This window comes from Mesorhizobium sp. B2-3-12 (assembly GCF_006442205.1).
Classification (GTDB): Bacteria; Pseudomonadota; Alphaproteobacteria; order Rhizobiales; family Rhizobiaceae; genus Mesorhizobium.
Genome location: NZ_VFVR01000008.1, coordinates 208830 through 221054, shown reverse-complemented (window position 1 = coordinate 221054; position 12225 = coordinate 208830). Strand labels below are relative to the sequence as shown.

Sequence of the window (12225 nt, the reverse complement as noted above, 5' to 3'; positions counted from 1 at the left end):
CCAATGCTTGCCGTGCGGGCAACGCGGCGGCTGCAGCTTCGATCCATGCTGCCCCATGCAATCTTTCGGCCAGTCCCGCAATTTTTCCGCGGCCCGAGGAACATTCCGGCGCGATGGCGGTTCGGCGCAAGGAACTTACCTTTGAGCAGCATAGGACGGCGGTTTCGTGGGATCGAAAAAGGTTCGTGTTGGCATCGCCGGAGTCGGCAATTGCGCATCCTCCCTGGTGCAGGGCCTCTCCTATTATCGTCACGCAAAAAGCAACGAACCGATCCCGGGCCTGATGCATGCCGATCTCGGCGGCTATCACGTCGACGACATCGAAATTGTCTGTGCGTTCGATGTCGCCAAAAGCAAAGTTGGCCGCGACGTCGCGGAGGCGATCTACGCCGCCCCGAACAACACGTTCCGCTTTGCCGACGCACCGACGACCGGCGTTCGCGTCGAGCGTGGGCCGACGCTTGACGGGATCGGCAAATATCTGCGCGACGAGATCGAAGAGGCACCCGAACCGGTTGCCAATGTCAGCGATATCCTTCGCGACAGAGGAGCCGATGTGCTGGTCTCCTACCTGCCGGTGGGTTCGGAGGAGGCTACGCGCTTCTATGCCGAATGCGCGCTCGAGGCTGGCTGCGCCTTCGTCAATTGCATACCCGTTTTCATCGCTTCGCGTCCAGAATGGCGCCGGCGCTTCGAGCAACGCGGGCTGCCGCTGGTCGGCGACGACATCAAGAGCCAGGTCGGCGCGACAATCGTGCACCGGCTGCTGGCCAATCTCTTTCGCGAGCGCGGCGTGCGCATCGATCGCACCTACCAGCTGAATTTCGGCGGCAACACCGATTTTCTCAACATGCTGGAACGCGAGCGGCTGGAATCGAAGAAGATCTCCAAGACGCAATCGGTGACCAGCCAGCTCGATGTTCCCCTCGAGCCGGGCAACATTCATGTCGGACCAAGCGACCATGTGCCTTGGCTCACCGACCGAAAATGGGCCTACATCCGCGTCGAAGGAACAACCTTCGGCGGCGTGCCGCTGAACGCCGAGCTCAAGCTGGAAGTGTGGGATTCGCCCAATTCAGCCGGCGTGGTGATCGATGCGGTGCGCTGCGCCAAGCTGGCGCTCGATCGCGGCATCGCCGGCGCGCTGACCGGTCCTTGCAGCTATTTCATGAAATCGCCTCCCGAACAGTTCACCGACGCCGAGGCCCGCCAGCGCACCCTCGCTTTCATCGACGGCAAGGACGAGCCTTTGCTGGATGCCGCGGAATGACGACGACGTTCTTCTTGGTCCGCCATGCGGCGCACGACAATGTCGGCTCCTATCTTGCAGGGCGCATGGCCGGCGTTTGCCTTGGCGAAGCCGGCAAGGCTCAAGCCGCACATCTTGGCGGCCGCATGGCCCGAGAGACGATTGCCGCCATCCTTTGCAGCCCGCGCGAGCGCACGCAGGAGACGGCGGTGCCCATCGCGCTCGCTTGCGGTGTCGGTGAAATCGCGATCTGCGCCGAACTCGACGAGATCGACTTCGGTGACTGGTCGGGAAAGACTTTCGACGAGTTGAACGGCGATGCCGGTTGGCGCGCTTGGAACGACCAGCGGCAGGAGGCCAGGACGCCCAGCGGCGAGACCATGCTTGATGTCCAGCAGCGCATCGTCTCGCTGATGAACGGCGTCCGCGAACTGCATCAGAACCAATGCGTCGCGCTGATCAGCCACGCCGATGTGATCAAGGCCGCCGTCTGCAAGGTGCTCGGCTTGCCGGTCGGCGACTGCTTTCGCTTCGACATTGATCCAGCCTCGATCACGACGATCGTATGGGGCGACTGGGGCTCGAAGCTCCTGCGATTGAATGAAGCGGCCTGACGAGGAGATGCCTGATGAGGATGGTCATTTTCGGTCTCACCGTCACGTCTTCATGGGGGAACGGCCATGCCACGCTGTGGCGCGGGCTGATCCGCGCCCTCGCCCGGCTGGGCTGGTCCATCACCTTTTTCGAACGCGACACTCCCTATTACGCCGGGACCCGCGATCTGGATCAGCTCGACGGCGGCAATGTCGTCATCTATCCGGATTGGGAGGACATCCGCCGCGTCGCGGAGCGGGCGATGAAGCAGGCGGATGTCGTGGTCGTCACGTCCTACTGTCCCGACGCCGTTGAGGCTTCCCGCTTGGCGCAGCAGGCAAGTCGCGGACTGCGGGTCTTCTACGATCTCGACACCCCCGTCACGCTGGCCCGCGTCGAGCAAGGTGAGCGTCCGCCCTATTTCGGACCTGAGGGCCTTGCCGACTACGACCTCGTCCTGAGTTACACCGGGGGCTCGGCGATCGAGGCGCTGAAGACGGTCCTGGGTGCGCGCCACGTGATGCCGCTCTACGGGCACGTCGATCCGGACCGACACCGGCCGGCACAGAAGCGGGCCGAATTCGCCGGTGATCTGTCCTATCTCGGGACCTACGCGGCAGATCGCCAAGCAGGCGTCGAAAAGCTGCTGGTCCGCCCGGCCGCACGCCTCCCCGATCAGCGCTTCATCATCGGCGGCGCGCAATATCCGCAGGAATTCCCGTGGAGCGACAACATCTTCTTCGTCAGGCATCTGCCGCCCGCCGACCATCCGGCGTTCTTCTCGTCATCGCGGCTGACGCTTAACGTCACCCGGGAAGCGATGGCGCAAAAAGGCTGGTGCCCGTCGGGACGGCTCTTCGAAGCGGCCGCGTGTGGGGCCGCCATTGTCACCGACGTATGGCCGGGGCTCGCGGAATTCTTCGAACCCGGCCGCGAAGTCCTGCTGGCGCACGACACGGATGACGTGGTCGCGGCATTGCAACTTCCGGAGTTCGAACTCGACGCCATCCGAAGGCGTGCCCGCGAGCGGGTCTTGAGCGAGCACACTTCCGCGAAGCGTGCAGCGGAGCTGGATGGAATCCTGGCCGATGCCGCACGAGATCCGGTCGGCGAACCGATGAAGGAAGCAGTCTGATGTTGGGCATCGTGCCCGCTGCCGGACGCGGCAGCCGCATTCAACCGCTCGGCTTCTCGAAAGAGCTGCTGCCGGTTGGCAGCCGGCTCGACGGCCAGACCGAACGTCCCTGCGCCGTAAGCGAGTATCTGGTGCGGCGCATGGTCCAGGCCGGCGTCGACAAGATCTGCTTCATCATCGGGTCGGGCAAATCCGATATCCTCGAATACTATGCCGCGGGCTACGGCGACGCGGCGGCACTCTTCGTGGTGCAGCCCCAACCCGTCGGACTCTGCGATGCGATTTTCCGAGCAGCGCCGCTCGTCGCGCCCGACGAGGTGGTCCTGGTCGGTCTTCCTGATACGATCTGGTTTCCGGAGGACGGTTTCTGTCAGTTGCCTGACGATCAGCTTTCATTTCTGCTCTTCCCTGTGGATAGCCCGGAATTCTTCGACGCGGTCGTTTCCGATGATGACGAGCGGGTCATCGAAATCCAGGTCAAGCGGCAGGATGCCTCGACAAACTGGGTTTGGGGGGCGTTCAAGATGCCCGGCCATATCCTGCACCGGCTTGCGGCACTCTGGCGCGAGCGGGATGGCCGTGATGAATATATCGGCACATTGATCAACGCCTACCTTGCGGCCGGAGGTGTAGCCTATGGCGTCAAGGCCGGGTCCGCTTATGTCGATGTCGGCACGTTCAACGGCTATCGAACCGCCCTGCGGCTGCTTGAAACCGGCGTCCCGCCAGCTCATCACCAGCCTGCCACGATCATGCCCGGCGCGCTTTCGCATGTACCCGTCGTTCCGGGCGAAGGAGCTTGACCATGTTGCATTCCCATGCCGAAATCCGCCGACGCATCGACGCGCTCGGGCCGTGGTTCCACAACATGGAACTGGCCGGCGTGGAGACCGCGCCTGACCACTTTCTGGGCAATTACCCGCTGATCAAGTGGCGCAAATTCGCCGATGCCATACCCGCCGATCTGGCCGGCAAGACCGTGCTGGATATCGGCTGCAACGCCGGCTTCTATTCGATCGAGATGAAACGGCGCGGCGCCACCCGTGTCCTCGGCATCGATTTCGACGAGGCCTATCTGGCGCAGGCACGCTTTGCCGCCGAGATCGCGGACTGCGACATCGAATTCCAGAAACTGTCGGTCTACGATGTTGGTGCCCTGCGCGAGACGTTCGACGTGGTGCTGTTCATGGGGGTGCTCTACCATTTGCGCCATCCCCTGCTCGCGCTCGACCTGATCCGTGAGCACGTCGCCGGCGACCTGATGATCTTTCAGTCCATGCAACGCGGCAGCGCGGACCTGCCCGAGCTGGAAGAGAACTATCATTTCTGGACACATGATTTGTTCGACCGGCCGGATTTTCCCAAGCTGCATTTCATCGAACACCGCTACGCCGACGACCCGACCAACTGGTGGATCCCGAACCGGGCTTGCACCGAAGCAATGCTGCGCAGCGCCGGTTTCGAGATCGTTCTACATCCCGAGCAGGAGGTCTATTTCTGCCGTGCCGCCGGCGACCCGGCCGGCGGCGGCGCGATTTACCCGTCGAAAGGAAAGTTCCATGATTGAAGCCGCGATGATCTGGAACGAGCCTAACAACAAATCGCATTGGGATCCGGAGCTCGATCCCGATTGGAGCCGCTTTGCCAAGATGGCAATCCTGTCGGCGGACGCGATCGGGTCCGAGAACTCGGCTTTGACAAAAGTGCTTGGCGGCATCTCGCCGATAGATCCCGGCTTTATCACGCGCATGAAGGAATACGGCGTGCTGGGCCATGTCGACGCCGTCGCGGTGCACGGCTTTCCTCTCGACTGGAACCTGTGGCAAATCCAGGAATGGCCGCAGAAGATCGGTGAGATCGCGACCGTCACCGATCTTCCAATCTGGGTCAGCGAGGTCGGCGTATCGACCTTCGGAGCCGAGGAAGTACAGGTCTGGGGGCTCAAGCGCACCGCCGAATTGCTGCTCGGTAACGCACCGCGCATCCAGTGGTACAGCCTCTATGACCTTCCGCGTGAATGGGAGGCAACGACGCGGCATCGCGAAGCGGAGGGATCCTCCTATTATCGTCATTTCCACATGGGGTTGTTGCGCCAGGACGGCACGCCGAAGCCGGCCCTGGAGGAATTCCTGCGCTACACACCCGCGATGGGGCTGGTGCAGTGGTTTCATTTCGAGGACCCGCGACTGGACGATGCCGTCGCCTGGATGAAGCGGCTCGGCGTCACCAACTTGCGCACGGGGTTGTCCTGGGCCGACAGCTTCAGGCCGAATGCGTTGGAGTGGTTCGATCGACAGATGGAAGCACTTGCCGATTTCGAAGTCACGGTCACCTTCTGCTTCACGCCTGAACATCGCGGAATGATGCCTCACCACACCAGCCCCCCGTTGGTGCCCGAGGAATTCGCCGAGTTCTGCGCAACGATGGTCCGCCGCTACGCGCCCGGCATGACGACCGCCTCACGCCCGGCGCAACGGATCTCGGCTGCGTGAGGCTCTCATGCGACCCGGTCCACGATCATTGGATGTCCTGACCGAAGTCGAAGCTCACGCATCCGACATCAATCCACTGCCCTTGGGGTTCGGCTGGCCATGACGCTCACCGTCCTCAATGTCGCCTATCCCCTTGCGCCCGTCGGACCGGATGCGGTCGGGGGTGCCGAACAGGTGCTGTCGATGCTTGATCGGGCACTGGTCGGCGCGGGTCATCGGTCCATCGTCGTCGGCTGCCGGGGCTCCAGCGCGAGCGGCACCCTTGTGGAGACACCTTCTGAAAACGGCGTGCTCGACGAGGCCGCCAAGAGCCGCGCGCAGCAGGCTCATCGCGCCGCGATCGCTGCCGCCCGCGCCAGTTGGCCGATCGATGTCGTTCATCTGCACGGCATCGATTTCGATGCCTATCTGCCAAGCGATGGCCCGACCTTGGTGACCCTTCACCTGCCACTGGACTGGTATCGGGCGGAGGCACTGCGCCCGACGCGCGACGACCTGTGGCTTCATGCGGTTTCGGCCGCCCAGCAGCAAACCGCGCCATCAGACGCCAGACTGGCCGCGCCAATTCCGAATGGCGTCGATATAGACGCGCTGAACCTGTTGCAGCCGAAGCGCGACTTTGCGCTGGTTCTCAGCCGGATCTGCCCGGAAAAGGGCATTCACCTGGCGCTGGACGCGGCCAAGCAAGCAGGTGTGCCGCTGGTTATCGGCGGCAAGGTTTATTCCTATGAAATACACATGCAGTACTTTCGTGACGAGGTCCAACCTCGCCTCGATGGCCGCCGTCGCTTCCTTGGTCCGCTCGGTTTCACTGCCAAGCGGCGCTTTCTCAACGCTGCGCGCTGTCTGATCATTCCAAGCCTTGCCGCCGAGACCAGCTCACTTGTCGCCATGGAGGCGCTGGCCTGCGGCACACCGGTGGTCGCCTTTCCGAATGGTGCGCTTCCCGATGTCATCGAGCACGGCAAGACCGGGTTTCTCGTCGATACGATCGACGAGATGGCGCAGGCCATCGTTGCGGCGTCCAGCCTGGACGCCGAGACATGCCGGGCCGAGGCGCGGCGGCGGTTTTCGCTGGAACGAATGATCTCGTCTTACATGAACGCTTATCAAGCGCTGGCACGACTTGGCACCGATGCCGGGCACCTCGCCGCCACACCGTGAGCGAGCTTGTGTTGCGCAGCGAGATCATCGATGACCCGGCGCAATTCGATGCGCTGGCGCCGCATTGGTGGAAACTGTGGGGGCAGAGCACCTCAGCGACGCCGTTTCAATCTCCGGCCTGGCTGGTGCCATGGTGGCGCACATTCGCGCCCGGCGACCTGGCGACGGTCGCGGTCTGGCGCGGAGGCGACCTGATAGGGCTGGCGCCGCTCTATCTCGAGCACGGGAACACCGGCTCGAAACTGCTCCCGGTCGGCATTTCGCTCAGCGACTATCTGGACATCCTGTGCGCCCCCGGCATCGAGGCTCGGGTCCTCGCCGTCATTGTGGAAAAGATCCTCTCGATCGGCTGGTCGCAATGGATCCTGCCGGATTTGCCTGAAGGCGGTGCCGGTCTTGCGATTGCGCATCCCGATCTGAAGGCGGGGCTGCCGACCACTCATGGCCCTTGCCCTGTGCTCGCCATCGCCGGCGACGAAACCCTTGCGGGCTGTGTCCCCTCCCGGCGCAGGCGCCAATTGCGACGGGCGTTCCAAGCCGCATCTAGACGCGGCCGGATCGCGTTGTCGTCGGCAGGCGGCAATCCTCAAACGTTCCTCGATCAACTGATCCGCCTGCATGAAGCGCGCTGGGCCGGACATGGAGGCGGCGTGTTGGCCGACGTCGCGGTCGAGCACTTCCACAGGCGCTCACTTCCCTTGCTCGACGCTCACGGACTGGTTCGATGCTGGCTGTTCGCGATCGATGGCAGGACCGTCGGCGCCTATTACGGCTTCCACCATCGCGGTCGTGCCTATGCCTATCTCGGGGGCTTCGAACCTGCCTATGCCGATGAGAGTCCGGGCGCGATCCTGATCGGCCACGCGATCGCGGAGTCGATCCGCGAAGGTGCGCGCGAGTTCGATTTCCTGCGCGGTCAGGAGGCCTACAAATATACCTGGGGTGCCGTCGACAGGTGGACGATGCGCCGGGTCTGGACGCGGAGTTGATACCATGACTGCAACCAGGTCGAAAAAATCCGCACAGCGCCACACAGCAATCAGGTCGACCGTCGAAGACTGCATGGCGGATGGTGTTTGCGCGGAAGCCGTCGTCGCCCGGCTGGCGCTTCATCTGCCGACGGCGGTGGACGCGGCGGAACTGGCGGAGATCGCGCGGGATATGGTTCCCTTGGATTCGCGAGACGCAGAAAGGCTGCAAGAGGTAGCCGGGCTGCTTCGCCGCAAACCAGGCGTCTTTGCTACGTTGCGAGCGACAGGCGCCGCCGTTCGGCACGCACGCGACGACGAAGAGACGGATGCCGCCGTCGTCATGCGGCTGGCTTCGAGTTTCGACACGGCAGCAGCGATTTCGGAGATAGCAAGTGTCCAACTCGCATCCCTCGGCGATGAGGATAGGCTGTCAACCACGACGGAGGAAGTCGCTGCATGGCTCAAAGAGCAGGACTTCACCGGAACCGAGCGGAATATCCTGGACATCGGCTGCGGCATCGGCCGTTTCGAGCTTGCGCTTTCCAAATCCTTCAACCGGATGGTTGGCATCGACATATCCTCGCGGATGATCTCCATAGCCTCGGAGCGGTGTGCCGCGCTGGGCAACGTAGACTTGCGGCAAACCTCCGGTCTCGATTTGACCGAATTCGACGATAGCAGTTTCGATTGCGTGCTGGCGGTTGACAGCTTTCCTTATCTGGTTCTGGCCGGCATGGCCGAGCGGCATTTCGATGAGATCGCACGCGTTCTGAAACGGCGGGGCTGGCTGGCCCTGCTGAACTATTCCTATCGCGGATCGCTTTTTTTGGACCGCGCCGATGTCAGCCGTCTGGCGGAAGCTCACCAATTGCGGGTTGTCATCAATGGCGAGAAGCCGTTTCGGTCATGGGATGGCGACGCCTTCCTGCTTGCTCGTGGCGACGGAACATTACCGCGCGCCGCCAGTTCGGGCGTCGAACCAGAGGCACTTGAAAGTGCCACCGATCCGAAGGAGGACATCATGGCATCCGGCCGCAAAAAACATTTCGGCCTCGGCAGCCAAGGCAAGGGTACCGGTGCCGGCGCAATAACCAACGGACAAGATCGAGGAAAACGCGGTTCTGTCCGATCGTGACATGAAGCAGCATAGCGATGAGCGCGGACTGGACGGCAATCGAATCAAGTCCGACCAATATCAGGATCACGTCGCGAACCAATTGCCGAAGGATGGAGCGCCGTGACGCCGCATTCCTGGCCCGCCGCGATGCGAGGCCAGAGAAATAAATATGTGCAAGGGTCGCCGGCAACCCTGCAGGCGGTGGACATCGCCTTGTAATGTCGAGCATTTGTCACCACACTAGCGCCAAGGGACCGTTTTATATCAAGGGAATATGATGTCTCGTTCGAGCGACGATCCCGTGGACCCGCATGTGGGCTTGGCGATGGATCAGGAGATTACGTCTCTCCTGTCTGCTATAGAGCAGGAAAAGATTCCGGACCGGCTGACCAAGCTGGCGATAGAATTGCAAAACGCGCTTGTCGAGAGGCGTCGGCGTGACGTGAAGAATTGATTATCCGCGGCTGTCACCCTCGATATCGAGTTGACCATCCGACAGATGATTTCGTCTTTCAATCAATGTCTGGAGCGAACTCTCCCCAAGCAACTCGAGAATATTGGCGCGGGCACGGTTCAGCCGACTTTTGACCGTCCCTACTGCGCAGCCGCATATCTCGGCCGTTTCCTCATAGCTCACTCCCAGAACGCCGATCAGCATCAGAACCTCGCGTTGGTGTTCGGGTAGCTTTTGAATGGCGCCGTGGACTTCCTTGCTCTGAACGCTCCATTCCTGGGTGGCTTCCGAAATCGGCCTGGAAGACGCACAGTCGAGCAGGCCCGGCGCTTCCCGGGCAGCAATCTTGATCCGGGTGTAGTAAGTGTTGCGCATGATGGTGAAGAGCCACGACTTCATGCGTGTGCCGGGTTCGAACTTGTCGATGTTTGCCAGCCCCTTGGTCAACGTCTCCTGCACGAGGTCGTCGGCATCGTCGGGAACGCGGCAGAAGGTACGCGCGAAAGCCCGCAGCGCGGGGATGAGCTCAACGATGGAAACTTCATTGGTTTCCTTATCAGCCAGAATGTAGCCTCCGGATGACAATGGTCCAGCTCCTAGAAAGAATGTACGAACGCAGCCCCAGCTAAATGCATGGAACTTTGGTTCGTTCCTCGTGCTTGAGACAACTCTTCAGAATTCGTGAAGGCGGTCTTCAGAATTGGTGCAGGCGGAATATCTCACCAATCGGCCGGTACCACCGCTGCAACGGCGACGGTTCCTTCGACCATGCATGCGTGCCGCTCCCGTTCTTTTATGGGAACAAAGCCGCGCACCGGCAGTTTCACGCCCAGAGCACTTCAACCTTCCGGCATCAATCGAGGATCTGTCATGGCCAAATCCGCCCGTCGCTCCGCTCGCCAATCGGCAAGTGGACTGGAACCGGACAGCGCGCGCGGAAACGGCGGGGAATTACACCAGATCGCCGGAGGTGAGACGCCCACTCTGACCACCGCGCTCGGAACACCCGTCTCCGATGATCAAAATACACTGCGGATCGGCGAACGCGGACCGTCGCTAATCGAGGACTCTCATTTTCGCGAGAAGATTTTCCACTTCGACCACGAAAGAATCCCGGAAAGGGTCGTCCATGCCCGCGGCTACGGGGCGCATGGTTACTTCGAGACCTACGAGTCACTGGCCCAATACACACGTGCCGATATTTTCCAGAGAGCCGGCGAAAAGACACCGGCTTTCGTGCGGTTTTCGACGGTTGCTGGCAACAAGGGCTCATTCGATCTCGCCCGCGACGTGCGCGGTTTTGCGGTCAAGCTCTACACGAAGGAAGGCAATTGGGATCTGGTCGGCAACAACATTCCGGTCTTCTTCATCCAGGACGCAATCAAGTTTCCCGATCTCATCCATGCCGCCAAACAGGAGCCGGACCGGGCTTTCCCTCAAGCCCAGACCGCGCACGACAATTTCTGGGACTTCATCAGCCTGATGCCGGAATCGATGCACATGGTGATGTGGATCATGTCGGATCGCGCGATCCCGCGCTCCTTCCGCTTCATGCAGGGCTTTGGTGTGCACACGTTCCGCCTCGTCAACGCGAAGGACGAATCCACCTTCGTCAAATTCATCTGGAAGCCAAAGCTCGGCATGCAATCGGTGGTCTGGAACGAAGCGGTCAAGATCAATGGCGCCGATCCCGACTTTCATCGTCGCGATCTGTGGGACGCCATCCAGTCCGGCAATTTCCCGGAATGGGAGTTGACGGTACAACTGTTTGATCAAGATTTCGCCGATAGCTTCGACTTCGACATTCTGGACCCGACAAAGATCATTCCGGAAGAGGTACTCGAACCAATCCCGGTCGGGCGGCTGGTGCTCGACCGCATGCCGGATAATTTCTTCGCAGAGACCGAGCAGGTTGCCTTCATGACGCAGAATGTGCCGCCCGGAATCGACTTCTCCAACGATCCGCTTCTGCAGGGCCGCAACTTCTCCTACCTCGACACCCAATTGAAACGGCTAGGCAGCCCGAACTTTACCCATCTCCCGATAAACGCGCCGAAGTGCCCGTTCGCCCATTTTCAACAGGATGGGCACATGGCCATGCGCAATCCGGTCGGCCGCGCCAACTACGAGCCGAATTCGTGGGGGCTCGGGCCGCGCGAGGATCCGCAACGCGGCTTCCGTTCCTTCGCCGATGCCGAAGAAGGGCAGAAGGTGCGCCTGCGCGCGGAAAGCTTCGCCGATCACTACAGCCAGGCCCGGCAATTTTTCAACAGCCAGACACCACCGGAGCAACGCCACATCGCCATGGCGCTGACGTTCGAATTAAGCAAGGTCCAGGCACCAGCGATCCGGGAACGCATGGTGTCGCATCTGCTGAACATCGACGAAACCCTGGCGACCACCGTCGCCGACAAGCTCGGCATTCGCAACATGCCCGAACCCGCGGAGGCAGCCGTTCCGACGCGCGACGACCTGCCGCCGTCGCCGGCGCTCAGCATCATCGAAAACGGACCCGACAGTTTCAAAGGCCGCAAAGTCGGTGTCCTGCTTGGCAATGGAGCCGACATCGCGCTGTTCGAAGAACTCCGTTCCGCGATCGAAGCGGAAGGGGCGGTGCTGGAGGTGGTTGGGCCCAAGGTGGGCGGCGTCGAGGCGGCTGACGGCACTCACATCGAGGCCAGGCACATGATCGACGGCGGTCCATCTGTGTTGTTCGACGCGGTGGTGCTGCTCCTCTCCGAGGAAGCAGCCGAGATGCTGGTCAACGAGGCAGCCGCGAAAGACTTCGTGTCCGATGCCTTTGCGCATTGCAAATTCATCGGCTTCACACCGGGAGCCCAACCTCTCCTGGCCAAGGCGGGCGTAGCTCCCGATGCCGATGAGGGGCTGATCGAGCTTGATACCGCAGGTTCCGTGAAGACGTTTATAGAAGCGTGCCGCAAACTGCGGCTGTGGGCACGGGAGGCCGCCGTCAAGCTTTGATGCGGAGAGCAATGCGTTGTCACACCGGCGCATGGCTGCAAGTCCCGGTATGCAGCCATGCCCAGGC

11 protein-coding genes are annotated in these 12225 nt (G+C 61.6%); 10 read left to right on the top strand and 1 reads right to left on the bottom strand.

Annotated features, from left to right (window positions below; all coding sequences use genetic code 11):
• Positions 1-166: 166 nt before the first annotated feature.
• The 9 genes from FJ948_RS22575 to FJ948_RS31025 all read left to right on the top strand — a co-directional run bounded on the left by FJ948_RS22575 (position 167) and on the right by FJ948_RS31025 (position 8740).
• Positions 167-1270: an inositol-3-phosphate synthase gene (locus FJ948_RS22575; protein ID WP_140708285.1), complete on the top strand. Its 1104-nt coding sequence runs from the start codon at positions 167-169 to the stop codon at positions 1268-1270.
• Positions 1267-1863 (top strand): histidine phosphatase family protein, encoded by a 597-nt coding sequence (locus FJ948_RS22570; RefSeq protein WP_140708283.1) that lies wholly within the window; start codon positions 1267-1269, stop codon positions 1861-1863. The genes FJ948_RS22575 and FJ948_RS22570 overlap by 4 nt, the downstream gene beginning before the upstream one ends.
• A gap of 14 nt (positions 1864-1877) precedes the next feature.
• Positions 1878-2978: a glycosyltransferase gene (locus tag FJ948_RS22565; RefSeq protein ID WP_140708281.1), complete on the top strand. Its 1101-nt coding sequence runs from the start codon at positions 1878-1880 to the stop codon at positions 2976-2978.
• Positions 2978-3781 (top strand): sugar phosphate nucleotidyltransferase, encoded by an 804-nt coding sequence (locus FJ948_RS22560; protein ID WP_140708279.1) that lies wholly within the window; start codon positions 2978-2980, stop codon positions 3779-3781. The genes FJ948_RS22565 and FJ948_RS22560 overlap by 1 nt, the downstream gene beginning before the upstream one ends.
• Before the next feature lie 2 nt (positions 3782-3783).
• A complete protein-coding gene (locus FJ948_RS22555; protein WP_140708277.1) occupies positions 3784-4545 on the top strand; it encodes a TIGR04290 family methyltransferase in 762 nt (253 codons plus the stop codon).
• The gene (locus tag FJ948_RS22550; RefSeq protein ID WP_140708275.1) at positions 4538-5470 is read left to right on the top strand and encodes a beta-xylosidase; all 933 of its coding nucleotides are present in this window, start codon (positions 4538-4540) and stop codon (positions 5468-5470) included. Before FJ948_RS22555 ends, FJ948_RS22550 begins: the two co-directional genes overlap by 8 nt.
• 99 nt (positions 5471-5569) lie before the next feature.
• Entirely contained in the window at positions 5570-6634 is a 1065-nt protein-coding gene (locus tag FJ948_RS30755) for a glycosyltransferase family 4 protein (protein WP_140708273.1), read from the top strand.
• Positions 6631-7623 (top strand): GNAT family N-acetyltransferase, encoded by a 993-nt coding sequence (locus FJ948_RS22540; protein WP_140708271.1) that lies wholly within the window; start codon positions 6631-6633, stop codon positions 7621-7623. Before FJ948_RS30755 ends, FJ948_RS22540 begins: the two co-directional genes overlap by 4 nt.
• A 4-nt stretch (positions 7624-7627) precedes the next feature.
• Positions 7628-8740: a class I SAM-dependent methyltransferase gene (locus FJ948_RS31025; protein WP_181173773.1), complete on the top strand. Its 1113-nt coding sequence runs from the start codon at positions 7628-7630 to the stop codon at positions 8738-8740.
• Positions 8741-9176: 436 nt separating this feature from the next.
• Here FJ948_RS31025 and FJ948_RS22525 read toward each other — a convergent pair whose 3' ends face one another.
• Positions 9177-9740, bottom strand: a complete 564-nt coding sequence (locus FJ948_RS22525) for a sigma-70 family RNA polymerase sigma factor (RefSeq protein ID WP_140708530.1) — start codon at positions 9738-9740, stop codon at positions 9177-9179.
• A 306-nt stretch (positions 9741-10046) separates the two neighbouring features.
• On the opposite strand from FJ948_RS22525, the gene FJ948_RS22520 reads away from it, so the two are divergent.
• On the top strand, positions 10047-12158 hold the full coding sequence (locus tag FJ948_RS22520) for a catalase (RefSeq protein WP_140708267.1): 2112 nt from the start codon (positions 10047-10049) through the stop codon (positions 12156-12158).
• The last annotated feature ends 67 nt before the right edge of the window (positions 12159-12225 follow it).